The organism is Cypionkella psychrotolerans (genome assembly GCF_001294535.1).
Classification (GTDB): domain Bacteria; phylum Pseudomonadota; class Alphaproteobacteria; order Rhodobacterales; family Rhodobacteraceae; genus Cypionkella; species Cypionkella psychrotolerans.
Genome location: NZ_LGIC01000092.1, coordinates 1 through 25,613, shown reverse-complemented (window position 1 = coordinate 25,613; position 25,613 = coordinate 1). Strand labels below are relative to the sequence as shown.

The window sequence follows — 25,613 nt, the reverse complement described above, 5'->3', positions numbered from 1 at the left end:
TAACAATGTCGACGCCGATGCGCCCAAACCGCCCACATATCCCTTCAATTCCTATCAATTTCAAAGAGCGCGGACACAAAATAAACAGAACGCCCGAACTTCGGGCGCTTGCCGTCGTGTATCCAAATTTCGGCACGAGCGTTTCATCTCGCTTCCTTCCGCTCCCCGTCCGCATCGCTGCGTCTGTTTCGCTTCGGTAAGGCGGTGTTTAGGGTTAGTCGCCGAAAGCCGCAAGAGGAAAAATGCGCATCTTCGTCATTTTCTTGTCATGCTCAATGTTTACAGGGGTTTTTCACAGGTGATGCTGCTTCGTTGGGCAGCATCTGCAAAGTCAAAAGGCGCAAATCCGGGCCTAACCCCGAATCTGCGCCTTTGATTCGGCCCGAATCTCGTCGAATCCTCACCTCAGGCGGCGAATCCTGCGCCCTGATGGGTGATGTTTCCGCCCGCAACCGTCAGCGCGATTCCCGTGCCCCCCAGATCAGCCGAATCCACCGTCTCAATATCACCATCAATCAGCACCAGATCCGCCGCGAGGCCCACAACCAGCTTGCCGGTGACGTTTTCCATATGCGCCGCCCAAGCCCCGCCCGCCGTATAGGCATAAAGACTGTCCATCAGGCTGACCCGTTCATCCGCAGCGCCCTCATAAGGCACCCGCGTCATAGCCGCCTGCAGTCCGCGCATCACCGACACATCCGTCACCGGCCAATCGGAGGCAAAAGCCAAGGGTGCGCCCTGATCCGCCAAAGACTTCCACAGATAGGCATCGACCCAACGCGAACGATCAAACACCGTCTCCATAGTAGACATCGGGAAATCCATAGCACCCGGAGGATGCGGCGGCTGCACAGAGGCCGTAATCCCCAACGCCCCCAGCCGCGCAATATCGCTGCGCTCGATCAGCTCGATATGCTCAATCCTATGCCGCATATCGCGCAGACCGTTGGCCACGCCCGCCGCCTCATAGCCATCAATCGTGGTACGCACCGCACCATCGCCAATCGCATGTACCGCAATCTGCAACCCGCGCCGATCAATCTCGGCACAGATCGCCTTGAACCGCTCCGGCTCAAACAACGGCTCGCCGCGCTCCGTCGTCTCCGGATAGTCATTCAGCATGAAAGCCGTCCGGCTATCGACCACGCCATCCATGAACATCTTCACAAAGCCCGACGACACCCAGTCATCCTTATACTCCGTCGTCATGACTGAGGCCCGCTCCAACTCGGACAACTCCATATGCGGCTTAAAGTGGAACGGCACCTTGACCCGCGCGGTCAACCGCCCCTCGTCTTTCATCTCGCGAAGCAGCTGGCAGGTGTAGCGATTGCCATCCATGTTCACCATCGAGGTGATTCCATGCGCCGCGCAATGCGCCAGCCCCGCCGCGATCTTATCTTTATCCTTGGCGCGTACCGCCTCTGAAGGCCAAGGGTCCGGCTCCCCTCCCGTCGCAATCCCCAACTGCAAATGCGCTTCACCGCCCAAAGCCAGGATCGGCCCAAACGCCTCAAACTCACGCAACTCGCCCGAAGCCGTACCATCCGAGGCCATCACCACCTCATGCCCATGCGGCATCGCAGCCCCATGCAGCAGCCCCGCCGCCGCCAAAGCCGAAGTATTGGCCCAAACCGTATGGTGATCCGGTGACATCATCGCAATCGGGCGATCCGCAATCACCCGGTCCAGATCCTGCCGCGTCACAGGCTGATCCAGAATCTCATAAGACGCCCCCTGCGCCATCAACAAAGCATTGGCCGGATACTGTACAGCATAAGCCTCAAACGCCGCCTTCAATGCGTCAAAGCCATGCACCCCGCCAATCTGCAACTGCACCAACTCATTGCCACCCAGCACCAGATGCAAATGGCTTTCAAAGAACCCCGGCAACAAAGTCCGCCCGCCCGCATCAATCACCCGGGTATCAGGCCCGGCCAACGCCACCACCTCAGCCGCCGTCCCAACCGCCACAATCTTGCCGCCCGCCAAAGCCACCGCCTCAGCCCGAGGCTTCGCTGCATCCATCGTCAAGACCTTCGCATTGGTCACAATCATCTCAGCCGTCATTCTCTTAGCCTTTCACATTGGCAAAAATACTCCGGGGGTCCGGGGGCTGGCCCCGGTCGCTCCCTATCCCCGCAAAGCCGCAACCCGCTCGGCCATCACGCACAGCATCTCGAACATGATCGAGATCCCCAACCACGCCGTCCCACCACTGGCATCGAACGGTGGTGAGACCTCAACCAAATCAGCCCCCACGATATTGACGCCCTTCAAAAGCCGCGCCACCTGCAACGCCTGCCACGAATTCGGCCCCCCAACCTCCGGCGTCCCCGTCCCCGGCGCAAAGGTCGGATCGACGAAATCAATGTCATAGGTAATATAGGTGTCACCCGACCCAACGATCTCGCGCGCCTCGGCCATCACATCCTCAACACCCCGCGCATGGAACTCCTCAATCGCGATGATGCGGATGCCATTGGCCGCCGCGAAATCCCAATCTTCCCGGCCATAAGCCGTGCCGCGCACCCCGATCAGGCAATAGCGCTTGGGGTCGATCAGCCCCTCCTCCACCGCGCGGCGGAACGGCGTGCCATGGTTATACTTCGATGTGCCAAAGTAGATGTCGTTCAAATCCGTGTGGCTGTCGAACTGGATCATCCCCACCGGACGCCGCTTCGCCACCGCCCGCAGAATCGGCAAGGAACACAGATGATCGCCGCCCCCAGTCAGCGGCAACACCCCCGCCGCGACGACGCGATCATAAAACGCCTCCATCCGCGCCAGCGTATCCATCAGATCCGCCGGGTTCACCGCCACATCGCCCAGATCGGCGCAGTTGGCCAATTCAAACGGCGCGACCCACGTCACCCCATTCATCGCCCGGATCATCGTCGACAGATCGCGCAACTGCCGTGGCCCGTGCCGCGGTCCGGCCCGGTTGGTCGTGCCGCCATCCCAAGGCGCGCCAATCAAGCCAATCTCCACCTCGCCAAACCGATCATGCTCAAACGGCACATGCGGCAGCCGCATAAACGTCGGTATCCCTGCGAATCGCGGCAAATCAAAACCGGAGACCGGTGCGAAAAATTCATCATTGCGACCAAGTGTCATATCCTGCCCCCCCCTTCGGGGCGATTCTTACACCCCATATGATCAAATCCTTCGGCGCTTGTCAGCCGAACCACGACCCGCATCGCGCTTTCGCGACACCGCCCGCCAGTCCAAGGCTTGACCAGCAGCGCGCCATGGGTCCTTATCTGCGCAACAAGCCCTTTCGCGCCCAAGGATTTCGCATGTTTTCCAAACCCGCCGACCCCGCTGCTCCGCCGACACGCCCCGCCAGCGGCAATGTCAGCAGCAACAACCGCTCTGTGCTGTCGTCTGATCTGAAGATCATCGGCGATATTTCCTCGACCGGCACCATCGAAGTGCTGGGTGAGGTCGAAGGCACGCTCTCGGCCCATGGTCTGGTGATCGGTGGCGAAGGCCGCGTCTCGGGCCAAGTCTCGGCCGAGACGGTTGAGGTCAAAGGCAAGCTGGATGGCCGCGTCGACAGCCAGACCTTCACCCTGCGCGCCGCTGCCCAAGTCACTGCCGACATCAGCTACACCACCCTGATCATCGAAAGCGGTGCCCAGATCGAAGGCCGCTTCACCAAAGCCAAAGCGTAAGCCAACTCGCAAAACCATCCCAAGGCGCGCATCCCCAGCGCGCCTTTTTTCATGCGCCTAGCGCGCAGGCGGAATGGAATAGGTCAGCCCCGCCCGCGCCACAGGCTCGACCATCCCCTCCGAGAACAACATCACATCCCCCACCGCCAAGCTGCGCCCCAGCTTCAAAACCCGCGCCTCGGCCAGCATATCGACGCCCGCCGCAGGCTTGCGCATGAAATCCAGACTGCAATTCGTCGTCACGGCCAGTGCCACCGGGCCAATCCGGCTGAGAATGGCCAAATACATCGCCACATCCGACAGCGCGAAAATCGCGGGTCCCGACACGGTGCCCCCCGGCCGCAAATGCTTGTCCTGCACTCGCAACCTCAGACACACCCCAGCCGCATCCGCGCGCTCGACCGCAAAATCCCCTGCCACCTGCGCAAATTCCCGCGCCAGAAACCCCTGCAACGCCGCCGCATCCATCACGATCATGCTTTCCCCCTGCCCCACACCCGCCTAGAGTTCCGCCAATCAAAGGGGGGATGCAATGAGCAACGAGATCCTGTTACGCCACGACGCAGGCGGCATCGCCAGCCTCACCCTCAACGCCCCCGCCAGCTTCAACGCGCTGTCGACCGCGATGCTGACCGCCCTGCAAACCGAAATCGCGCGCCTGCACGGCGACCAAAGCATCCGCGTCGTCATCCTGAAAGGTGCCGGCAAAGCCTTCTGCGCCGGTCACGATCTGCGTGAGATGCAGGCCGCCCGAGCCGCCCCCGACCAAGGCCGCGCAGCTTTTGAGTCTCTGTTCGCCCACTGCGCCGAAGTCATGCAAGCCCTGCAAAACTTGGCCCAACCCACCATCGCGCAAGTCCACGGCATCGCCACCGCCGCAGGCTGCCAGCTCGCCGCCTCGTGTGATCTGATCACCGCCGCCCCTGGCACCCGCTTTGGCGTCAACGGCATCAACATCGGCCTGTTCTGTAGCACCCCCATGGTCGCCCTCGCCCGCAAAATCCCCCCCGCCATCGCGTTCGAGATGCTCACAACCGGAGCTTTCATCGACGCCACCCGCGCTTATGAGGTCGGCCTGATCAACCGCCTCACCACCCCCGAAACCCTCGACGCTGAGACCCAGACCCTCGCCGAAACCCTCGCCGCCAAACTCCCCGCAGCTCTGCGCCTCGGCAAAGCCGCCTTCCGCGACACGAGCACCCTCGATACCGCCGAGGCCTATGCCAGCGCCTCTGCCACCATGGTCGAAAACATCCTGCTGCCCGATACCGACGAAGGCATCACCGCCTTCCTTGAAAAGCGCAAACCAAGCTGGGCCTGATCCCGCCAAACCGAAAGCCCCCAATGCCTCCAGTTAACCCGACAAAACCCGCACCGCAGCCGCAGCCGCAGATCCAGATGATGAAGCGCCAGTTTGATCTGCAACTTTCTACCGCGATCAAACAACGCCAGCAAGATCACCCAAACCCGCTGGCCCGCTTTGGCAGCAAAGCGTTTTCCCAGACCGATGAAGATGGCATCACACTGGAAATCCTGCGCCGCTTGGACTTGCAAAACGGCACCTTCGCCGAATTCGGAGTCGGCGACGGGTTTGAGAACAACACCCTCGCCCTGCTCGCCGCCGGATGGCGCGGGCTTTGGGTTGGCGGCCAAACCCTGGCCTATGATCCCTCCGGCTCGCCGGTGCTAGATTTCCAGCAAGCGTGGATCACTGCCGAGAATGTCGCCACCCTGCTGCAGAACGGCTTGCGTAACCTAAAAACTGAAGCAGCCGACCTGATCTCGGTCGATCTCGACGGCAACGACCTGCACATCTGCCGCGCCCTGCTGGAAAGCGGCGTAACCCCGTCCCTGTTCATCGTCGAATATAACGCCAAATTCCCGCCGCCGCTGCGCTTCTGCATCCGCTACGACGCCGATCACCAATGGCAGCGCGATGATTACCACGGCGCATCGCTGCAATCGCTGGCCGATCTGTTCGCCGAATTTGGCTACCGCTGTATCTGCTGCAACGCCGCAACCGGGGCAAACGCCTTCTTCGTCCCCGAGGCACAGCTGCACCTGTTCCCCGAAGTCCCCACCGATCTGCGCCAGATCTACAGCGCCCCGCAGTACATGCTGTTCCACAGCTACGGCCACAAAACCGGGCTGCGCACCCTCGAAGTCCTGCTGCAAACCCGCTTTCCACAAGCGTAGGGCGGGGTTCACACCGCCTAACCCGACCCACCCCGCCGCAACAACCCCAGCCCAATCCCCAATCCACTCAACCCCATCACCAGACAAAACCCATAAACCAACTCCGGCCCGCCCAAATGCAACAGCCCCGCCCCGACCGAGGGCGCAGCCGCCGAGGCCAAAATAGGCGCCACCGCCACCGCGCCAGAAATAGCGCCAAAGCCGCGCCGCCCCAGAATATCCGCGATCAACATCGGCCGCAGGATCGACAGCAGCCCCGCCCCCGCCCCCTGCAACGCCGCAAAGGCAAAGATCAACAGCGGCCACCAGCCTGCACTCAGCAGTGCCAGCCCAGCCAACACCACCCCGATCAGTGACCACACCGTCGCGCGCGCATTGCCAATCCGCGCGCCCTGAAACAGCAACACCAGCCGCCCCAAAACCTGAGACGGCCCGATGCAAGCCGCCGCCAGCGTCGCCATCCCGGTGCCAGCCCCACGATCCGCGAACAGCATCAGCACATAGGTCAGCAAAATCCCGTGGTTCAGCCAGATCATGCCAAACACCGCCGCAATCGCCCAAAACGCCGGACGCCGCATGGCTTGGCGCAAAGCACCCGGAGCGGCTTCAACTTCGATCCCGCCCGCCCGCTCCATCCGCCGCAACGACCGCGCCGCATGGGCATTGATCGGAACCGCCAACAACATCAGGCCCGCAAAAGCGATCAACGCCCCCTGCCCGCCCAAAACCCGTCCCAGAAAATCGCCCAAAGGAAACGCCAAAGTCCCGGCAAACCCCGCTACCAGCGTCACTTTGGTAATCGCCCCCCGCGCCTCACCACCCAAACGACGGGTTAAAAACGCAAAGCACGACTCATAGAGACAACAGGCCTGCGCCACTCCCAGCACCGCCCAAATCGCCCACCAGATCAGCGGCGAGCCCGCCAGCCCCAACCCCGCCACGCCCAGCGCGGCCAAAATCGGCGCATAAGTCAGCATCTCGCCGCCCCAGCCCCGATCCACCCAACGCCCAGTGAACGGCGTCAGCGCCGCCATCACCAGAAACCCCAGCGTCGGCCCAAACGCCAGTTCCGCCACCGACCATCCCGTCGCCGTCCGCAAATCCGGCAACAACGCGGGGAAGGCATAATACACCCCGGCATAGGTCAGCGTCTGCCCAAGCGCCAGCAACCAAACCGCCGCCGCTTGGCCGGAAAACCAACTCACAACCGATACAATTCCCCGAACTTCGCCTCCAGATAGTCCAGCAACGGCCCTTCAGATGGCTCAAACCCACAAGCATGCGCAATCGTGTCACGCGGGCTGCGCAACCCTCCGTGCCGCTGCACATTCTCGCGCAGCCAACCCACCGCGCCAGAAGTATCGCCCCGCGCCAGCGCGCCATCCAAATCCGGCACCGCCGCCCGCATCGCCTTGTTCAAACAGCCCGCATAGACATTGCCCAAAGAGTACGTCGGGAAATAGCCAAACAGCCCCACCGACCAATGCACATCCTGCAACACGCCATGGCTGGGCTTATCCACCACCTGCCCTAAATCCGCCAGGAACCGATCATTCCAAGCCGCCTCCAGATCATCCACCGCCAGATCGCCCCGCACCAAGGCGCGCTCAAGATCAAACCGCATCATGATATGCAAATTATAATGCACCTCATCGGCCTCGGTCCGAATGAACCCCGCATGCACCCGGTTCACCGCGGCGTAAAACGCCTCCGGCCCCTCCACCGACAACGGCCCAAACCGCTCCACCATCTGACCATAAATCCACCCGGTCAAACCCCGCCCGCGCCCGATCTGGTTCTCATAAATCCGGCTCTGGCTTTCATGCACCCCCATCGACACGCCATGCCCCAGCGGAGTCATGCCGTAATCCGGGTCAATAGCCAGCTCGTAGCCGGAATGGCCAACCTCGTGGATCGTCGAATACAGACAGTTGAACGGATCGCTCTCCACCACCCGCGTGGTAATCCGGCTATCATCGCCACCACCCGACGAGAACGGATGCACCGCCAGATCAATCCGCCCCCGGCTCCAGTCATAGCCAAACGCCGTCGCCACATCCCGCGCCAACCGCAACTGCGCCTCTTGCCCGAAATGCCCCGAAAGCCCCGCCGGAGCCTCCGCCGCCAACACCGCCGCACGCAACGCCACCAACCGAGGCCGCATCCGGTCAAACATGCCCCCCAAAGACGCCGCTGTCGCCCCCGGCTCGTAATCATCAATCAAAGCGTCATAAAGATCGCCGCCCTCTGCCAGACATTCCGCCTCGCGCCGCTTCAGCCCAATCACCTCGCGCAGCGTTGGCAGAAAATCCGCCACCCTTTCCGCCGTCCGCGCGCCCGCCCAAATCCCCTGCGCCACGCTCGTCACCCGCGCCAATTCCTGCGCCAGATCCCCCGGCACCTTCACCGCCCGCTTGTAAGCCCGATCAATCTGATAGAGCTGCGCCGCCGCCGCATCATCCGCAGCCTCGGCATCCGCCAACCACTGCGCAATCTGCGGATGGCTGCGACGGGCGTGCAAAACCCCCTCCATCGCCGCCATCTCAATCCCGCGCTGATCCGCCCCACCGCGCGGCATCATGGTTTCCTGATCCCACCCCGTCCGCTCAGCAATCTTGCCCAAGGCTTCGGTGTCACGCTGATACGCCATCAACTCTGCATAAGCCGGATTATTCACGCCGTTCCCTCCCGGATCGAGCCCGCCACCGGATACATCGACAAATGCCGCGCCCGAATGATCAACACCCACAAAACCACCGCGCCCACCTGATGCGTGATCGCCACATGCGGCTGTGCTGCCGTAAGCGCGGTGTAAATCCCCAACGCCACCTGAGCGACCATCATCAGCATCACCGCATGAAACGCCCGCCGCGTCGCAAAATTGCCCGAGGCTCTCCCACGCATCCAAACCAAAACCCCATAAGCAAACAGCCCATAGCCCCACATCCGGTGAATAAATTGCACTAGACCGGGATTTTCAAAGAACGCGTGCCATAAAGGCAAGACACCCCCCGCACCATCCGGCACGTAAAACGCATCCGCCGGAAAGAACTGCCCGTTCATATCCGGCCAAGTCGGAAACGCCCGCCCCGCGTCAATCCCCGCCACCAACGCCCCCAGCAAAATCTGCACAAACGCCAGATGCATCAGGCCCGAAGCCTTCACCACCAACTTCCGCTCTCCCCCACGCCGCGCCACCAGCAAATCGGTCTCCGATCGCCCTAGCAGCAACGCATACCAAGTGATCAGCCCCAGAATGATAAACGCCAGCCCCAGATGCGTCGCCAACCGATAAGACGCCACATCCACCATCGCCCCGATCAGGCCCGAGGATACCATCCACCAGCCAATCGCGCCCTGCAAACCACCCAAAGCGCCGATGCCGAGCAAACGCTTAGTCCAACCCACCGGGATCTTTTTCGCCAGCAAAAACCCAAAGAACCCCAAAGCCCAAACCAGCCCAATCACCCGACCAAGCTGTCTGTGCCCCCATTCCCACCAAAAGATCGACTTGAACTGATCCAACGTCATCGCGGTGTTTTGCAATTGAAACTCAGGGCTTGCTTGATATTTTGCAAACTCCGCCGCCCAGTCAGCCGCATTCAGCGGTGGAATAGCCCCAGTCACCGGCTTCCATTCCGTAATCGAAAGCCCTGAATCCGTCAGCCGCGTCAGCCCGCCCACCACGATCATCAAAGCGACCAGCGCAAAGATCACCAACAGCCAAGCCCTGATCCCGCGCCGCGCCCCCTTGCCACGCCCATCAATCAACCCGCCCTGCGGAGCCGCCACCGCAGGCCCGCCCGCGCCAACTTCCTCAAAAATGCTGCGCTTCGTGGCCATGCCCAACCCCTTCGTTGCTTGGCCCGACACTAGGCCGCGCCCAAAGCAGCTTCAAGGCCCACCCCTGCGGCCAGATACCGCAAACCGTCACCCGCCTGTGAGCAATCCGCCCTGCCAAACACTCCCCCCAACACCCCAAAAGCCGTCGCACCCGAACAAACAAGCGACTGCCCCCAAATTCTCGCCAAACCATTTCATACTGGCCCAAATATCCCCGCAGGAGGCTCCACCTTCTGCAACCCTGCCAACGCCCAGTATTTCATCTTGGCCCAAATATCCCCGCCGGAGGCTCCCCCGTCCGCCAAAAGCACAACCCATCATGTCCCCGCTGATAAAAACCCGCAGTTTTGACCAATCAAACAGGTGAGATAGTCGCAGCCTCGAACGCCATCTCTGGGTAAGAGCCCTATGAAAATTGCAAACTATTTTCTCAATTTCCGTGCTATAACTCGTCCGTCCGGCGCTGTAATATTCACATTGCCCAGACACACCAGATCAGTCGCTCATGCCCATTTTTCAAATTGGATGATGCAAAATGACTTCTGCCGACAAGCTATTTTCCGGTTCAATTCCGGAATTCTACGACACCTACATGGTTCCGCTGATCTTTCAGGCTTATGCGGAAGACATGGCGGCCCGTGTCGCCTCTGTTGGCCCGATGTCCGTGCTGGAGACAGCAGCGGGAAGCGGCGTGGTTCCGCGCGCATTGATCAAACATTTGCGCCCGGACGCCCGCTATGTCGTCACAGATCTCAGCCAACCGATGCTCGATCATGCAGCCAAACGACAGCCGCCTGACACGCGGATTGAATGGCGTCAGGCCGATGCATTGAACCTGCCTTTCGAAGACGACTCCTTCGAGGTGGTCCTGTGTCAATACGGCGCAATGTTCTTTCCCGACCGTGCCAAGGGCTATGCCGAGGCCCGACGGGTGCTGAAAACCGGTGGCAGCTTCTTCTTCAGTGTCTGGGATAAGATTGAGAATAATGAGTTTGCTGATGTCGTATCCCATGCGGCCGCGACGGTATTCCCGGACAATCCGCCCCAGTTCATGTCACGAACGCCCCATGGCTATTTTGACCACGATCAGATTCGCGCCGATCTAAACCGCGCCGGATTTTCCGAAGCATCCATCCTACGCAAGCAAGAAACCAGTCGGGGGCCTTCCGCGCGGCAAGTTGCTGTTGCCTATTGCCAAGGAACGCCCCTGCGCGGCGAAATTGAAGCCCGCGATCCAAACGCGCTTCAGCACGTCACAGATGTAGCGGCTGATGCCCTTGAAGCGCGCTACGGGACAGGCCCTATTGCTGGCAAGATTTGTGCGCATATTGTGACGGCTATCAAATGAAAGAGCGGGCGCGCTCTGGATGCAACCGAAAGCCCACAACCGGCTTTAAAACCAAAACGGCTGTTAAGCTCCATTAACCATAACCCCAACCCGTCGGAATAACCCAATAAAAACAATGGTCCCGTGTCGGGACCGTCACTCATCCCCCTGTGCCCGTAGCTTATAGGCAATCTGGCGCAGCATGCCGTGAAAGGTCTGAACCTCGGCCTTTGTCAACCCCAACCGAGACCACATATTCCGCAAGCTGGCCTTCATCCCGGGCACTTTTGCCTCAGGAAAGAAGAACCCCGCCGCCGCCAGCCGCTCCTCAAAATGATCCCCTAGCTTCTCAATCTCAATCCCCGAAGCCATCTCCGTCCGGGCCATCTCCATCACCACGCCCTCCGCAGGCTGGGTCTGCCTGCGCCACTCATATCCCATCAGCAGCACACACTGCGCCAGATTAAGCGAGGCAAACTCCGGATTGACCGGCACCGTCACGATCGCGTTGGCCAGCACCACATCTTCATTCTCCAACCCCGCCCGCTCTGGCCCGAACAGCACCCCCACCCGCTTGCCCGCCGCCACCAACCCCCGCGCGTGATCCATCGCGGCCTCGGGGGTATAGATCGGCTTGGTCAGCTCCCGCCCCCGCGCCGTGGTCGCAAAGACGAAATCAAAGTCGGCAATCGCGTCCTGCACCGACCCAAACAACCCCGCCTGATCCAGCACCCGCCCCGCCCCCGATGCCAAAGCCACTGCAGCCGAATTCGGCCAGCCGTCCCGAGGTGCCACAATCCGCATCCGCTCCAGCCCAAAGTTCAGCATCGCGCGGGCCGCGGCACCGATGTTCTCGCCCATTTGCGGGCGGACCAGAATGAAAGCGGGCGGGATCATGGGTTTTCTCCGGGTAAGATGCCGCCTGATACGCCACCCCACCGCCCTCGCCAAGCCCGCCATTCTAGGCTATGACGGCCCAACTTCATGCAGGATACACCGATGGCCGAGCAAGACCGCCCGCAGATCACCTTGATCACCCCGCCCGCGATTGATCTGGAAACCTTCCCTGACCGCTTGGCCGCTGTGCTGGACAGCACCGATATCGCCTGTGTCCGCCTTGCCTTGGCCACCAAGGATGAGGAGATGATCCAGCGCGCCGCCGATGCCTGCCGTCTGGTCAGCCATGCCCGCGACGTGGCCATCGTGATCGAAAACCACCTGTTGATGGTCAACCGCCTCGGCCTTGACGGCGTGCATCTGACCGATGGTGCCCGCCAAGTCCGCTACGTCCGCAAAGAACTTGGCAGCGACGCCATCATCGGTTCGTTTTGCGGTGTGACCCGGCATGAAGGGATGAATGCGGGCGAAGCGGGGGCGGATTATGTGGCGTTTGGGCCGATTGGCGCAACTCCGCTGGGCAATGGAGAGCAGGTCGATTTCGATCTGTTTGAATGGTGGAGTGCAGTGATTGAAGTGCCGGTGATCGCCGAGGGGGCGCTGACCGTGGAATTGATCGAAAAATTCGGCCCGGTTACTGATTTCTTCGGCATCGGTGAGGAAATCTGGCTGGCCGACAACCCCGCGACCGCGCTGCGAGTGCTGATGGCTCCGCTGGGCTGAGGTTTTGGCTTTCCCTGTGGGAATTGGCTTGTAGATTTCGTGGTTTTTTGCCCGCGAAAACTACTATATCTTGTAGGTGGTGGCGCGCTGATCCAGTGCTTGACCTGCTGCAAGCGGGTGGCTGACCCGGATCACGGCCTCGCAATGCGCGGCAAGCTCCTTGCGGCTGGCGAAGGCGTCTACCGCAACGGCTGGGTGAAAAATCACCTCAACCCGACCCTGCTTGCGCGCCGCCAAGACTTGCAGCAGGTGCGGTGCGAAATCCATCTCGCCCCACCACCCATAAAAGCGCGCATCTTGGCCCAAGGGCGCACGATAGATCACGCTGACCGGTTGGATATGCAGGATATGGTCGAGTCCGTGGGTGAAGAATGCCGCGAAAAGCGTTGATTTAAAAGGTAAAACTCGGATTGCGTCGGTGCTGGTGCCCTCGGGGAAAAACATCAATCTATGGCCCGCGCGCAACCGCGCCTCAAACAAAGCCTGTTGGCGCTTGGCTTCGGTGCCCTTGCGGGCGACGAAAACCGTGCCGGTCGCGCGGGCAAGCCAACCGATCGCGGCCCAACGCTCCACCTCGGACTTGGCGACGAAATAGCCGCGTTGCACGGCGTTCAGGGCGAAAATATCCAACCATGACGAGTGGTTGGCCACCACGGCCCCCTTTACTTGCATGGGTTGTCCGCGCGTGATCAGCGGCAGACCAAGGATCGGAAACACCAGTTTGCAGACGGCTTGGGTGATGTAGGGCGTCCACGGGCGGGATGGGCCGAACAGGGGGCGTTCGATCAGCCGCAGCAGCAGCAATAGCAGCAAACCGCTATAGATCACCAAGCCCATCGCCGCGCCACGCAAAGCCACGCGCAGCCAGCCGAACGCGCCAACAGGCGGCAAAGCCTGCGTATCAGCGCGCCAGTCGCTCATGCCTCACGCCCCGATTTGCGTATGTAGAAATCGCGATGCTTGGCGCTCATCTGCGCGGTATCCATCACCAGACAAACGTCGGTGGTGTTGAAAGCATGATCGACCCAAGCGCCCTGACCGACATAGCCACCCAAACGCAAGTAAGCTTTGATCAATGCCGGGGTGGCCAACATCGCCGCCTTGCGATCAAGTCCATCCTGCGGAATCAGCGGGATTTGCGCCGCCTGCACGGGGCGCGCGATGACACGCAATTCGGGCGGGGCAAGGTGGAAATGCTGTAAATAGGACAGCGGCTGCGCGAGGGCCACCATATCGGTGCCGTGGAATGAAGCCGCGCCAAACAGCACCTCGATGCCATGTTCCAGCACATAATCGGCCAGCGCGTTCCACAGCAACAGCATCGCCGTACCGCCACGATAATCGGCATGAACGCAAGACCGCCCGAGTTCGAGAAGCTTGCGGCCCGAAGCTTTCAACGCGGTAAGATCAAATTCTGATTCTGAATAAAACCGCCCCGTCACCGCCAGCCGATCCGAGGGCAGCAGGCGGTAAACCCCCACCACATCTTGCAAATCCTCCGCCGAGCGGTGCGGATCAATCAACAGCAGGTGGTCAAAATGGGGGTCAAACTCATCGCGTTCTAGCCGGGCATCATGGTCGGCCAACGCGACGGTCGCGCCCAATTCCTGCACGAAGACCTCATAACGCAAGCGTTGCGCCGCTCGCAGATCGCGGTCGTCTTGCGCCAGACGCAGGATGAAGTGCTTGTCGTCAGAAATCATCGGCAGCATCCGGTCCGGCTGTTTGGGCGGCAGGTTTTCTTAGGCGTTGGCGGGCCGCAATGCAACCAAACGGGGTGTCGCGCTGATTGTGTTAACACAAGATTAACCAGATGCTGCGTCAATGGGAGTTACGGGGTGAGAAATCCGGCGTCAGTTCCACTTGTGAAAGGTCAATCACCACCTTGCCCGCATGTTCAAAGTTCACCGTCACCCGGTTGCCAATACTCGACTGCACCTGCCCTAAGCCCCAATCGGGCCGCGCGGGGTGGCGCACCAGCATCCCCGGTTCCAGTAAAGCCGCCATATTCGCCTCGTTTGTTGAAGGATGACCGCAGTGACCGCCCAAATGCCTTACAAACCCGATCTTGCAGCCCTTGTCGGCTCTCGGATTTGCCATGACCTTATCAGCCCGATTGGTGCCATCGGCAACGGGGTAGAGTTGATGTTGATGGAGGGTGCGGCAAAGGGCCCGGAAATGGCGCTGATCACCGAAAGCGTCGGCCATGCCAATGCGAGGATCCGATTCTTCCGGGTGGCGTTTGGCGCCAGTAGCGCCGAGCAGCGGATCGGCCGCAATGAGGTGCTGGCGATTATCTCGGATATGACGCATGGCGGACGGGTGCAGATTGAGTGGGACAGCCCCGCCGATCTGCCGCGCCGCGATGTAAAACTGGTGTTTCTGCTGATTCTCTGCCTCGAATCGGCTTTGCCCTATGGCGGGCGGGTGCAGATCGAACGGGGCGAGGCGCGTTGGACGCTGCGGGCAACGGCGGCCAAGCTGAAAGTTGACCCAAGCCTGTGGGAGGGGCTGATCAATCCGGCGGATTTGGCCGAGATTGGCCCGGCGCAGGTGCAATTCCTGCTGGTGCCCGAGGAGATCACCCGCCAGCACCGCCGTTTGACCACCGAACTGATGGAGGGGGAAATTCGGCTTAGCTTCTGATCGTGCCATCGCCGGTGACCAGATATTTGAAACTGGTCAACTGATCCGCCCCCACCGGACCGCGCGCGTGCATCTTGCCGGTGGCAATGCCGATCTCGCCGCCCATGCCAAACTCGCCACCATCGGCGAATTGGGTTGAGGCGTTGCGCATCAGGATCGCTGAATCGAGCCGCTGCATGAAACGTGCGGCGGTTTCGTCATTCTCGGTCAGGATGCTTTCAGTGTGGTTGGAGCCATATTTACGGATATGCGCGATGGCTTCATCGACACCATCCACCAGTTTGGCCGCAATGATCATATCCAGAAATTCATGGCCGAAGTCCTCGGGAGTGGCTTTGACCGTGCCGGGGATCTTCAACAATTCACCCTCGGTGCGCACCTCAACCCCAGCTTTCAGCAGGTCTTCGATCAGCACCGCGCCATGCTTGGTATAGAATTGCCAGTCGATCAAAAGGCACTCGGCCGAACCACAGACCCCGGTGCGGCGGGTTTTCGAATTCAGCACCACACGGCGGGCCTTTTCCAGATCGGCGTCGCGATCGGCATAAACGTGGCAGATGCCCTCAAGATGCGCAAACACCGGCACGCGGGCTTCGCGTTGCACAAGGCCGACAAGACCTTTGCCACCACGCGGCACGATCACGTCAATGTATTCAATGGCTTGCAGCATGGCAGTGACCATCTCGCGGTCACGGGTGGGCATCAGTTGGATCGCATCCTCGGGCAGGCCCGCTTCGCGTAGGCCCTGCTGCATACAGGCGTGGATCGCTTCAGAGGAATGAAAACTCTCCGACCCACCGCGCAGAATGACCGCATTACCGGCCTTCAGGCACAGAGCCCCGGCATCGGCGGTGACATTGGGGCGGGATTCGTAGATCACGCCGACCACGCCCAAGGGGGTGGCAACGCGCTGGATATGCAGGCCAGACGGGCGATCCCATTCCGCCAAAACCCGGCCCACCGGATCGGGATATTCGGCGACGCTGCGCAGGGCGTCCACCATGCCACGGATGCGGTTTTCATCAAGCCGCAGCCGATCCAGCATCGCCGGGCTGAGGCCTTTCTCTTTGGCGTAATCCATGTCGATATAGTTGGCGTCGAGGATTTCCTGCCGCCGTGCCCAGACCGCTGCCGAAGCCCCGATCAGGGCTGCATATTTGCGCTCCTGCGACGCATACGCCAGTTCTGCCGCAGCCGCCCGCGCCCGGCTGCCAATATCGCGCATCACATCCAAGATTTGCCCGTCCATCTTCGGCCCTTTCACATTGGCCCAAATACTCCAGGGTCCGGGGCAGCGCCCCGGCGGCCCGAAGGATCAGATCACCATATCGTCGCGATGCACCAAGGCCGCGCGGCCCTGATAGCCCAGAATTGCTTCGATCTCGCCGGAGCGATGGCCGGCTATCGCCTTGGCCTCCACCGCCGTGTAGCGCACCAAACCTTTGCCCAGAGCATCCCCGGCAGGCGACAGGATCGCCACCGGATCGCCACGGCCAAAACTACCCGTCACATGGGTCACCCCGGCTGGAAGCAAGGATTTTCCCGCCCGCAGCGCCGTCACCGCACCTGCATCCAAGCGCAATTCACCGCGTGGTTTCATCGCATTGATCCAGCGTTTGCGCGCGGCTTGCGGGTCACTTTGCGCCACAAACCACGTCCGTTGCGCACCATTGGCCAAAGCCTGCAAGGGCCGCAGCACCGAGCCTTCCATGATCGCCATCGCACAGCCGCCTTTGACGGCGGTTTTGGCAGCCAGCAGTTTGGTTTTCATGCCGCCCTTGGACATACCGGAAATCGGGTCGCCCGCCATCGCCTCAATCTGCGGCGTGATGGTTTCGACCAGATCAAAGCGCTGCGCGGTGGGGTCTTCTTTTGGGTTGGCCGAGTAAAAACCATCGACATCCGACAGCAGGATTAGCTGATCGGCCCCCACCGTCACGGCGATTTGCGCAGCCAAGCGGTCATTGTCGCCGAAGCGGATTTCATCGGTGGCGACGGTGTCGTTTTCGTTCACAATAGGCACCACACCAAGACCCAGCAGAGTCTCCATCGTGGCGCGGCTGTTCAGATAACGGCGGCGGTCTTCGGTATCTTCCAGCGTCACCAGCACCTGTGCTGTGGTGATGCCGTGTGGGGCGAGGACTTCTTCATAGGCGCGGGCGAGGCGGATTTGGCCGACGGCGGCGCAGGCTTGGGACTGTTCCAGCGTCAGAACGCCGTCGCCCAAGCCCAGCACTTTGCGGCCCAAGGCGATGGACCCCGAGGACACCAGCACCACATCGGTGCCGCGCACTTTGGCTTCGGCCACGTCCATCGCCAACGCTGACAGCCAGCCTTGTTTCAGGCCCAGCTTGCGGTCCACCAGCAGCGCCGAACCGATTTTAACGACCAACCGTTTGGCATCGCGTATATCGGGGGCGGTAAGCGGTTTTAGGGCTGCCACGGCAGGCCCTCCTCGACAGGGGCCTCGCGTTTGATTTCGGCCATGATAACCCGCAGCGTGTCGATCAGGCCGATCCCAGCCACGCCAGAAATCACATGCACCGGGCCACCTGAGGCTTTTTCAAGCGCTTTGCGGCGGGTGGTGATGGTGGCTTTGTCGAGCGCGTCACATTTGTTCAGCGCGAGGATGCGGGGTTTATCGCCGAGAACTTCGGAATAGGCTTCGAGTTCTTTGACGATGGTGCGGTAGTCTTTGGTGATGGTGGATGAAGTGCCGTCGACGAGGTGCAGCAGGACTTTGCAACGCTCGACATGGGCGAGGAATTGCATGCCCAGACCGCGACCTTCGGAAGCGCCTTCGATCAGGCCGGGGATGTCGGCCATCACAAATTCTGCGCCATCAATGCCGACCACGCCCAAGTTTGGCACCAGGGTGGTGAACGGGTAGTCGGCGATCTTCGGGCGGGCGTTCGAGACGGCTGCGAGGAAGGTGGATTTGCCGGCGTTGGGCAGGCCCAGCAGGCCCGCGTCAGCGATCAGTTTCAGGCGCAGCCAGATCGTGCGCTCGATACCTTCTTGGCCGGAGTTGGCGCGGGCGGGGGAGCGGTTGGTGGAGGATTTGAACGCGAGGTTGCCCCAGCCGCCGTTGCCGCCTTTGGCGAGCAGGATTTTCTGTCCCACCGTCACGAGGTCGGCGATCACGGTTTCTTCGTCTTCATCGAGAATCTCGGTACCGACCGGGACTTTCAGGATGATGTCGTCGCCGGTTTTGCCAGTGCGTTGGCTGCCCATGCCGCCCTGCCCCGACTTGGCGAAGAAGTGTTGTTGGTAGCGGAAGTCGATCAGGGTGTTGAGGCCATCGACGGCCTCGGCCCAGACAGAGCCACCGTTGCCGCCGTCGCCGCCATCGGGGCCGCCGAATTCGACGAATTTCTCGCGCCGGAAAGAGACGCAGCCTGCCCCGCCGCCGCCGGAGCGGATGTAGACTTTGGTGAGGTCGAGGAATTTCATCGGAGCGGCTTTCTGAAAGATAAGGTTAGGCGATACAGGATTGGGGGGAAGGACTCAAGCGCGGGGATTTTTTGCGGGGTTTAGGGTGTCCACGCGTGGACAGGCTCTCGGTTTAGCAAAATCAATGGGTTAGACTGGTCGTATTCATCAATCATTAACCTTTGGCAGATCAAGCCGATAGATCAGGATCGGCACGGCACCCCTTGCAAGGCTTTCGCCGATGCCTTCGCCGATTTGACGGAAGCCCAATTTGCGCAGAACCGCGCCAGAGGCGGGGTTGTCGGTGCAGTGATCGGCGAACACCTCGGCCAGCCCAAAGCGCGCGATCATTTGCGGCAGGAAGGCCGTCATCGCCTCGGTCGCGAGGCCACGGCCCCAGAACGCGGGATCTAGGAAATAGCCGGTTTCGACCGGATCATCCCAGATGCCGATTGCGCCGATCAGTTTGCTTTCAAACCAGATGCCAAGGCGGAAGCCCAAGCGGCCGCGCCATTGGCTCTCAGTCAGAGTGGCGCGCACGTCGGCTTCGGGCCAAGGCGAGAGGTGCGAATTGGTCATCGGAGCGACCAACGGATCACCGCCGATGCGGGCGATGTCACGCCAGTCGCGGTCTATATCCAAGGGCGCGAGGCGCAGGCGATCTGTCAGTATTTCCAATGGGTTGGCGGCAAGATAAGCCTCAGGCGTCAGCAGCAGATCGACGTGGGGGCAATCTTGGCCTAAGGCGCGACAGTGTTTCAGGCTGCGGCCCGTTTCGACAAAGCCCAGTTTCGCCAGCACGCGCGCTGACGGTGCATTACCCTCAAAATAGCCCGCAGCGACGGTGCTTTCGTCATGGGCGAATTGCATGTCCAGCACGGCGCGGGCGGCTTCGGTGGCGTAGCCTTGGCCGTGCGCGCGCGGCGCTAACCAATAGCCAAGCTCAAAGCCTGCGCCGATCATGCCGACAAAGCCTTGCGCATCGTCAATGGCGAAGGTTTCGCCGGGATAGGCGGTTTGGGTGGTAAATTCGTCGAAATCGGCAGGAGTATAGGGATAAGGCACACGGGCAAGCCAATGCGATATGGCGAGATCGTTCAGATATGCGACGACCGCAGCCTCATCCGAGGCCGCGACCGGGCGCAAACGAAGCCGCGCCGTTTGAAGCTGGGCGCGTAGGGTCATGTTTCCCTCAGGCCAGCTTTTTCACATAGGTCCAGGTCGGGACCAGCGCATTGCGTGCCACCGAGAACGTTTCGGCATCGCCCAGATACTGAAAGCCGGTATTGGTCAGCACGCGGGCAGAACCGGGATTGTCTTGAAACACCTCAGCGAAGATCGTGCAGTTGTTCTGGGGATTGGCCGCGACCAAAGCCTTGACGGCTTCGGAGGCAATGCCGGTGTTCCAGAATGCGGGTGCGACCCAATAGCGGATTTCGGACTGGCCATGCGTCGGCTTATGCGCGTCCATCGGTTTCAGGCTGATCACGCCCAAAACCTCGGCCAGACCGGTGGCCGCGCCATCCATCACCCAGATCTGCTCATCCGAACGCCCGCCCATCGCGCGGGTCACGAAAGCGTCAGCGGCCCCCGGCGGCAGCGGGTGCGGAATCGAATGGGTGGCTTCGGCCACGCGCTTGTCGCCCGCGTAAAGCGCGAACAAGCCAGCATCAGACTTGCGCACCGGGCGCAACACAAAGCGACCAGCGGCAATCTGGCCTTCGGCGGGAACGGCAATCATATCCAAAACCACGGACCTTCTCCTGCAAGCCATCTCGGGTGCAAACCCTGAACAAACCCCATTCCGATGGCGGAAATAAGGAAGGGGACCGGCCTTTCGGCCGATCCCCCGTTTACAATCAAATTGTAAAGGTTCGGCTTATTCTGCGGCTTTCGCTGCCGGAAGCACAGAAATAAAGGTGCGGCCCTTGAAGCCTTTTTTGAAGGTAACGTGGCCTTCGACTTTGGCGAACAGCGTGTGATCCACGCCCATGCCAACGCCTTCACCCGGGAACCAGGTGGTGCCGCGCTGACGCACGATGATGTTGCCCGGAATGGCGACTTGGCCGCCGAACAGTTTCACGCCAAGACGACGGCCAGCCGAGTCGCGACCGTTGCGGGATGAGCCGCCTGCTTTTTTGTGTGCCATGAGGTATTACTCCTTCGCAGCAGCGGCTTTAGCAGCGCGCTTCGGTTTCGCAGGCGCTTCGACAACGGGTGCCGGAGCGTTGTTATGAGCAGCGCGACGTGCATCGGCAGTGCCGGTTGCAGCAGCGACGCCCGAGGCATCCGCGCCAGTGGCCAGCACGTCAAGTACACGAACCAGCGTCAGGTGCTGACGGTGGCCTTTGGTGCGCTGCGACGAGTGCTTACGGCGGCGTTTGACGAAGTGGATGACCTTTTCGCCTTTGATCTGGTCGATCACTTCGGCTTGCACAGCCGCGCCTGCCACGAAGGGCACGCCGATGGTCAGGCTTTCGCCGCCAACCATCAGAATTTCGTTGAACTGGATCTTTTGACCAGCAACGGCATCAAGCTTTTCAACGCGCAGAACGTCACCCGCCTGCACTTTATACTGCTTGCCGCCTGTCTTGAGGACCGCGAACATGGGTCTTTCCTTTTCTTGCTCCGCGTCTTGTGGCCCCGGTTAAGGAGTTTTGGGTTTCCCCGCCTCGGACAGCGCGCCCCTATGGGCGTCATGAATTAAAGACCCGACGAGATTCGCACCTCGCCGGGATGCGCGCTTATGCTGCGGGTCGGGCGTGGTGTCAAGCGGCGGTTAGATGTCTTGCCCTGCCATCAGACGCCCCGCCGATTGGCCGAGTTCTTTCGAGACTTGCACGAACATCGCGTCAAAGGCTGTGAACATCGCCCGGTTGGCTTTTTGCCCGGCGGAGGTTTCTGAGAAGGCGATGTATTTGCCAAGCTCTTTGTCGCTGAGCGGTTGGTAGGCCAGCATCAGGAACGGGAACAGCCATTCGGTGGTATCGCGGCGCACATCGGCTTCCTGCGACCAGACTTCCGCCAGCATATCATCTTCGGGCATCGGTTCGGGGAAGGCTCCGGCCGCGTTCATGCCACGGTAGAAGGCCAGATTGCCGTTCAAAGCGCCCATGACGTTTGATTCCACGAGATCATTGATCTCGGCAAAGCGGTTGATTTGTTTTGCACGGTGGGTTTTGGCGTTCAGAGCTTTGCTCCAGAGTTTGGCAGCGGCCTCGGTGGCTTTGTCGTCGAGCAGGGTTTTGCGGGCGTCAATCTCCAGCGCCAGAATGTGCTGACCGAGCGGGGTGCCGAAGAACTCGCGCATGGCTTTCTGGGTCGCGGGTTCGTTTTCCAGCGCTTTGGTCAGGGCTGTGTCGAAGATCTGGTGCAGACGGGCGGTGTCATAGACGCGGCTGACCACGACGTCCCATGCTGCCCCATCTTGGCCGGGGAACAGATCTGCCTCCATATCCTTACCATTGGCGAGGCCCTCGGTGCGCATCACTGCGATCAGGGCGTCGATCTTGAGGGTCTGGGTGAGGGTTGAGATATCGGGCCGGATGGCCTGCGTCTGCGCGTAGGATGGCAGCACAGTGGCAGGAAAGGCAAGGCAAAGCGAGAGCAGGAGGGGGCGCAGCATAACGGGCCTTTCGCGGCGGATTGAGCCCATTGCTACGGCGTTGCGGCGGCGCTGCCAAGGGCGCGGCGGACACGGATTGGTGAGTGCGCGGGGCTTCGCTTGTCTGTCGCGGGGCGGCGGCGGGACTGGCGTGCGTGGCGCATGGGAAGGGTGTGGGCGAGTCGCACACGCAAAGTCTTTGCAGCCAGTGATGAAATCGGGGTTGCAAGCGCGGTGCGACCCCGCTAAATCCCCGCCACGATCCCTACCGCGGAGAGGTGGCAGAGTGGTCGAATGCGGCGGTCTCGAAAACCGTTGTCGGTTTGCGCCGACCCAGGGTTCGAATCCCTGTCTCTCCGCCAATCCTCCATTTTGCTCAATATCTCTGGTTCGATCCGGGTCGACTTTTCCCCTTATTCCACAGGGAATTCTTGCAGTTTTTGATTACACTGGATTTCTTTCGATTACGCCCGTATCTTTTCCTTGAGTGGTATGGAATGTGGTATTCATTATGGCCCTTACGGGTAAGCTGACCAAGAAGCTGGTGGAAAATCTAGGCGCTGGGCGGCACGGTGATGGCGGCGGGCTGTATCTCGTCGTTGATCCCTCCGGCGCGCGGCGTTGGATTGTGCGGGTGGTTGTAAAAGGTCAGAAGAATCTCAAAGGTGCGCCGTTACGGACGGACTTCGGCTTAGGTGGCGCCGACGTGGTAACCCTGAACCAAGCGCGCGAACGGGCTCTGGAATACCGCCGCATGGCTAAGCAAGGGTTGAACCCTCGCTTCAATGCCAGTCGCGAGATACCTTGCTTTGAGGAAGTGGCGAGGCAAGTCCACATCGACCGGATGCCAACGTGGAAGAATGACAAGCACGGCGCGCAGTGGATCAACACCTTGCGCGACTATGCTTTTCCCAAGATCGGGCGGATGCCGGTTGACAGCATTGGCCAACCAGAGGTGCTGATGTGTCTCTCGCCAATTTGGACTGACAAGCACGAAACGGCACGACGTTTGGCGCAGCGGATCAAGATCGTGCTGGATGTGGCCAAGTCGAAAGGCTTTCGGTCGGGCGAAAACCCCGTTACCGCGATCCAAGACGCCCAGGTGCTGCCGAAGGTGAAGGCGAAGCCCAAACATCATAATGCTATGGCGTGGCAGGACGTACCGGCTTTCTACGCTGACTTGAAAAACCGAGATGCGATGTCCGCAAAGGCACTGATGTTTACCTGTCTCACCGGATCCCGCACCGGCGAGGTGTTAGGGACGCCATGGAGCGAGATTGATCTTGAGGCCCGGCTTTGGACCTGCCCGGCGGTTCGGATGAAAGGCGGTGTGGTACATAGGGTGCCACTCAGCGATGAAATGATGGCGATCATAGAGCCCTTGCGTGCGATGCAATCCGAATATGTCTTTGAAGGCCAAAAGCGGCACCAGCCATTATCGAATATGGCAATGCTGATGCTGTTGCGCCGGATGCAAGTTGAGAGCGTGACCGTACATGGATTTAGGTCAACGTTCCGCGATTGGGCCTCTGAAAATGCTAATGTCGCGTATGAGGTTTCGGAAATGAGTTTGGCGCATAAGGTCGGGTCGGCGGTCGAGCGCGCTTATGCCCGCTCGGATTTGTTGGAAAAGCGCCGATCGCTCATGGAGCAATGGTCGAGATATGTCACGTCGGGCGAACCTTCAGCTGGAGTTTAAAGGATGACCGATCCCAAAGAGCGCCTAGTGGATTTCAAAATACCGGCAGAGCCGCCATCGCGATTGTTGGCTAAGACAATCATTGAGAACCTATCAAAAAATCTGGAGCCCCTGTCGGGCGGGTTTAGGAACATTTTGGACGGCTATGATGATCTAGGTTACACGCCAAACTTAGCGCAAATCGAGCGTTGGGCTCTTCGTGATGCAGACGCTATGGTTCAGTCCCTTGCTTGGCTGTACCGAGACGGCGGAGACGCGTCTGTCGGGATCGATTTTACCGAAATTCTTATAAAAATTCGAGGAGATAATAACCCAAATACGGAGGAATACGTAAACTCATTAGCAGAAATCTTCTCTTGGATGGACAACCCTTTTTACAGAGGTGGAACGCCGCTGGACGCATATTGGCATAGTGTGCAGGCAAATTCTGCATTGTTTCAGGTAGCTCACAGGTGCGGCAAGATTGTCGACACTCTCTATGGTCTGCTTGCATTTGCGAATGATTGTCGGATCGACGGAGCGAAACAATTCGCCGAGGGGTTTATTGAAGATCCCAACATATTTGCGCGTTCTTTTGAAGGAAAGCAGGAAGCAATCAAGAGTGCCTTGCTGGAGCTAAGCGAAGTCACAGATTTTGCGGTCAAGATCGGCTTTCTTTTTCGCGATGCGTGGTGGTTGGAAGAGCATAGTGAGGCGGCGCTGAAAGGGTACTTAGCGAAAGAGACGGCCCGAAAGGCTGGCTCAAGTGGCGGTGCGGCGTCCAATAAAGCGCGCGCGAAACGAATTGACGCTTTCTTAACCGTTCATGCGATGATGATGAGCCGAAACCACGCTCTAGCCGATGACTCTCCGAAAGAACTGGCTATTCGAGCTCTGAAACTCGCCAAGAAACACGACCCCGGTCTGTTCAGTAAATCCACTACCAATAAGACCGCTATCGAGTACTGGGAATACATCAGATCTGATGCCGGTCTTTGGAAGAAGTATAAAGAAAAAATAAAAGAGTTTCAGATAGTTAGATGAATATAGCTTAAGCGATAAGCGTTGGGCGGATTCAACTTTCAAGTGCAACGTTTGATCTGAAGGCCGCGAGTTCTTCGGCCATGGCTTCTTCGGGTGTTTTCCATCCGAGGGTTTTGCGGGGTCGCTGGTTCATCATGCGCGCCACGTCGTTGAGTTCGGTCTGGCTGATGGTGCTCAGATCGGTGCCCTTGGGGAAGAACTGGCGCAGCAGGCCGTTGGTGTTCTCATTGCTGCCGCGCTGCCAGGGGGCATGCGGATCACAAAACCAGATGTCGATCTTCAGTCGACGCGCCAGCTCCGGGTGGCAGGCCATCTCGCTGCCCCGGTCGTAAGTCATCGACCGGCGCAGCACGGCAGGCAGGCGTTTCATCTGGCGGGTAAACCCCTCCAACGCCGCGTCAGCGGTGCAGCCGCGCATTTTGCTGAGAATGAGAAAGCGGGTCTTGCGCTCGACCACCGTGCCCACCGCCGAGCGGTTGAAGGCGCCCTTGATCAGATCGCCTTCCCAGTGGCCGGGCACCAGACGGGCCTCGATCTCTTCGGGGC

At 60.2% G+C, this 25,613-nt stretch carries 28 protein-coding genes and 1 tRNA gene; 10 read left to right on the top strand and 19 right to left on the bottom strand.

Features of this window, described 5'->3' with window-relative positions:
- Window positions 1-376, top strand: a 376-nt coding sequence (locus tag AKV04_RS26795) for a hypothetical protein (protein ID WP_215905438.1), incomplete at its 5' end; no start/stop codon positions are given.
- 29 nt (window positions 377-405) lie between these two features.
- Here the strand turns inward: AKV04_RS26795 and AKV04_RS25215 are convergent.
- Window positions 406-2,070, bottom strand: a complete 1,665-nt coding sequence (locus AKV04_RS25215) for an amidohydrolase (protein ID WP_054009164.1) — start codon at window positions 2,068-2,070, stop codon at window positions 406-408.
- Window positions 2,071-2,133: 63 nt separating this feature from the next.
- Complete coding sequence (locus tag AKV04_RS25210) at window positions 2,134-3,117, bottom strand: agmatinase (protein ID WP_054009163.1); 984 nt, start codon at window positions 3,115-3,117, stop codon at window positions 2,134-2,136.
- A gap of 182 nt (window positions 3,118-3,299) precedes the next feature.
- On the opposite strand from AKV04_RS25210, the gene AKV04_RS25205 reads away from it, so the two are divergent.
- Window positions 3,300-3,677 carry a bactofilin family protein gene (locus tag AKV04_RS25205; RefSeq protein ID WP_054009169.1) on the top strand — a complete coding sequence of 126 codons (378 nt, stop codon included), beginning with the start codon at window positions 3,300-3,302 and terminating at the stop codon, window positions 3,675-3,677.
- Between the two features lie 57 nt (window positions 3,678-3,734).
- Here the strand turns inward: AKV04_RS25205 and AKV04_RS25200 are convergent, their stop codons facing one another.
- Window positions 3,735-4,154 (bottom strand): PaaI family thioesterase, encoded by a 420-nt coding sequence (locus tag AKV04_RS25200; RefSeq protein ID WP_054009162.1) that lies wholly within the window; start codon window positions 4,152-4,154, stop codon window positions 3,735-3,737.
- Window positions 4,155-4,209: 55 nt separating this feature from the next.
- Between AKV04_RS25200 and AKV04_RS25195 the strand changes: the two genes are divergently transcribed.
- Complete coding sequence (locus tag AKV04_RS25195; protein WP_054009161.1) at window positions 4,210-4,998, top strand: enoyl-CoA hydratase; 789 nt, start codon at window positions 4,210-4,212, stop codon at window positions 4,996-4,998.
- A gap of 80 nt (window positions 4,999-5,078) precedes the next feature.
- Window positions 5,079-5,873, top strand: a complete 795-nt coding sequence (locus tag AKV04_RS25190; protein WP_156317856.1) for a hypothetical protein — start codon at window positions 5,079-5,081, stop codon at window positions 5,871-5,873.
- Window positions 5,874-5,890: 17 nt separating this feature from the next.
- On the opposite strand, the gene AKV04_RS25185 is transcribed toward AKV04_RS25190, so the two are convergent.
- From AKV04_RS25185 to ctaA, 3 genes are read right to left on the bottom strand one after another with little or no spacing between them, the layout of a single operon-like run.
- Entirely contained in the window at window positions 5,891-7,078 is a 1,188-nt protein-coding gene (locus AKV04_RS25185; RefSeq protein ID WP_054009160.1) for an MFS transporter, read from the bottom strand.
- Complete coding sequence (locus AKV04_RS25180) at window positions 7,075-8,523, bottom strand: carboxypeptidase M32 (protein ID WP_054009159.1); 1,449 nt, start codon at window positions 8,521-8,523, stop codon at window positions 7,075-7,077. Before AKV04_RS25180 ends, AKV04_RS25185 begins: the two co-directional genes overlap by 4 nt.
- Before the next feature lie 23 nt (window positions 8,524-8,546).
- Window positions 8,547-9,716 (bottom strand): heme A synthase, encoded by a 1,170-nt coding sequence (gene ctaA / locus AKV04_RS25175; protein ID WP_054009158.1) that lies wholly within the window; start codon window positions 9,714-9,716, stop codon window positions 8,547-8,549.
- Window positions 9,717-10,251: 535 nt separating this feature from the next.
- On the opposite strand from ctaA, the gene AKV04_RS25170 reads away from it, so the two are divergent.
- Complete coding sequence (locus tag AKV04_RS25170) at window positions 10,252-11,064, top strand: class I SAM-dependent methyltransferase (protein ID WP_054009157.1); 813 nt, start codon at window positions 10,252-10,254, stop codon at window positions 11,062-11,064.
- Window positions 11,065-11,199: 135 nt separating this feature from the next.
- On the opposite strand, the gene AKV04_RS25165 is transcribed toward AKV04_RS25170, so the two are convergent.
- The gene (locus AKV04_RS25165; protein WP_054009156.1) at window positions 11,200-11,940 is read right to left on the bottom strand and encodes an RNA methyltransferase; all 741 of its coding nucleotides are present in this window, start codon (window positions 11,938-11,940) and stop codon (window positions 11,200-11,202) included.
- A 102-nt stretch (window positions 11,941-12,042) separates the two neighbouring features.
- On the opposite strand from AKV04_RS25165, the gene AKV04_RS25160 reads away from it, so the two are divergent.
- A complete protein-coding gene (locus AKV04_RS25160) occupies window positions 12,043-12,663 on the top strand; it encodes a thiamine phosphate synthase (RefSeq protein ID WP_054009167.1) in 621 nt (206 codons plus the stop codon).
- Window positions 12,664-12,726: 63 nt separating this feature from the next.
- Here AKV04_RS25160 and AKV04_RS25155 read toward each other — a convergent pair whose 3' ends face one another.
- The 3 genes from AKV04_RS25155 to AKV04_RS25145 all read right to left on the bottom strand — a co-directional run bounded on the left by AKV04_RS25155 (window position 12,727) and on the right by AKV04_RS25145 (window position 14,670).
- A complete protein-coding gene (locus AKV04_RS25155) occupies window positions 12,727-13,584 on the bottom strand; it encodes a lysophospholipid acyltransferase family protein (protein ID WP_054009155.1) in 858 nt (285 codons plus the stop codon).
- A complete protein-coding gene (locus tag AKV04_RS25150; protein WP_054009166.1) occupies window positions 13,581-14,366 on the bottom strand; it encodes a GNAT family N-acetyltransferase in 786 nt (261 codons plus the stop codon). Before AKV04_RS25150 ends, AKV04_RS25155 begins: the two co-directional genes overlap by 4 nt.
- A gap of 118 nt (window positions 14,367-14,484) precedes the next feature.
- Complete coding sequence (locus AKV04_RS25145) at window positions 14,485-14,670, bottom strand: DUF3553 domain-containing protein (protein WP_054009154.1); 186 nt, start codon at window positions 14,668-14,670, stop codon at window positions 14,485-14,487.
- Window positions 14,671-14,712: 42 nt separating this feature from the next.
- Here AKV04_RS25145 and AKV04_RS25140 point away from each other — a divergent pair, with 42 nt between their 5' ends.
- The gene (locus tag AKV04_RS25140) at window positions 14,713-15,309 is read left to right on the top strand and encodes a histidine phosphotransferase family protein (protein WP_054009165.1); all 597 of its coding nucleotides are present in this window, start codon (window positions 14,713-14,715) and stop codon (window positions 15,307-15,309) included.
- Here AKV04_RS25140 and AKV04_RS25135 read toward each other — a convergent pair.
- From AKV04_RS25135 to AKV04_RS25100, 8 genes are all read right to left on the bottom strand, one after another.
- The gene (locus AKV04_RS25135; protein WP_054009153.1) at window positions 15,299-16,558 is read right to left on the bottom strand and encodes a glutamate-5-semialdehyde dehydrogenase; all 1,260 of its coding nucleotides are present in this window, start codon (window positions 16,556-16,558) and stop codon (window positions 15,299-15,301) included. The genes AKV04_RS25140 and AKV04_RS25135 overlap by 11 nt on opposite strands.
- Before the next feature lie 66 nt (window positions 16,559-16,624).
- Complete coding sequence (proB, locus tag AKV04_RS25130; protein ID WP_054009152.1) at window positions 16,625-17,752, bottom strand: glutamate 5-kinase; 1,128 nt, start codon at window positions 17,750-17,752, stop codon at window positions 16,625-16,627.
- Window positions 17,740-18,762: a GTPase ObgE gene (gene obgE / locus AKV04_RS25125; RefSeq protein WP_054009151.1), complete on the bottom strand. Its 1,023-nt coding sequence runs from the start codon at window positions 18,760-18,762 to the stop codon at window positions 17,740-17,742. Before obgE ends, proB begins: the two co-directional genes overlap by 13 nt.
- 147 nt (window positions 18,763-18,909) lie before the next feature.
- Window positions 18,910-19,926, bottom strand: a complete 1,017-nt coding sequence (locus AKV04_RS25120; protein ID WP_054009150.1) for a GNAT family N-acetyltransferase — start codon at window positions 19,924-19,926, stop codon at window positions 18,910-18,912.
- A 7-nt stretch (window positions 19,927-19,933) separates the two neighbouring features.
- Window positions 19,934-20,494, bottom strand: coding sequence for a GNAT family N-acetyltransferase (locus tag AKV04_RS25115; protein ID WP_082351858.1), 561 nt, complete (start codon window positions 20,492-20,494; stop codon window positions 19,934-19,936).
- 126 nt (window positions 20,495-20,620) lie between these two features.
- Complete coding sequence (rpmA, locus tag AKV04_RS25110; RefSeq protein WP_054009148.1) at window positions 20,621-20,890, bottom strand: 50S ribosomal protein L27; 270 nt, start codon at window positions 20,888-20,890, stop codon at window positions 20,621-20,623.
- Window positions 20,891-20,896: 6 nt separating this feature from the next.
- Window positions 20,897-21,349, bottom strand: a complete 453-nt coding sequence (gene rplU, locus AKV04_RS25105) for a 50S ribosomal protein L21 (RefSeq protein ID WP_054009147.1) — start codon at window positions 21,347-21,349, stop codon at window positions 20,897-20,899.
- Window positions 21,350-21,520: 171 nt separating this feature from the next.
- On the bottom strand, window positions 21,521-22,366 hold the full coding sequence (locus AKV04_RS25100) for a DUF2059 domain-containing protein (protein ID WP_054009146.1): 846 nt from the start codon (window positions 22,364-22,366) through the stop codon (window positions 21,521-21,523).
- Window positions 22,367-22,617: 251 nt separating this feature from the next.
- On the opposite strand from AKV04_RS25100, the gene AKV04_RS25095 reads away from it, so the two are divergent.
- The 3 genes from AKV04_RS25095 (at window position 22,618) to AKV04_RS25085 (ending at window position 25,067) form a co-directional block, all read left to right on the top strand.
- Window positions 22,618-22,707 (top strand) — tRNA-Ser (locus AKV04_RS25095).
- Window positions 22,708-22,856: 149 nt separating this feature from the next.
- Entirely contained in the window at window positions 22,857-24,044 is a 1,188-nt protein-coding gene (locus AKV04_RS25090; protein WP_054009145.1) for a tyrosine-type recombinase/integrase, read from the top strand.
- Between the two features lie 3 nt (window positions 24,045-24,047).
- Window positions 24,048-25,067, top strand: a complete 1,020-nt coding sequence (locus tag AKV04_RS25085; RefSeq protein ID WP_054009144.1) for a hypothetical protein — start codon at window positions 24,048-24,050, stop codon at window positions 25,065-25,067.
- Window positions 25,068-25,098: 31 nt separating this feature from the next.
- On the opposite strand, the gene AKV04_RS25080 is transcribed toward AKV04_RS25085, so the two are convergent.
- Window positions 25,099-25,613, bottom strand: a 515-nt coding sequence (locus AKV04_RS25080; RefSeq protein WP_156317852.1) for an IS30 family transposase, incomplete at its 5' end; no start/stop codon positions are given.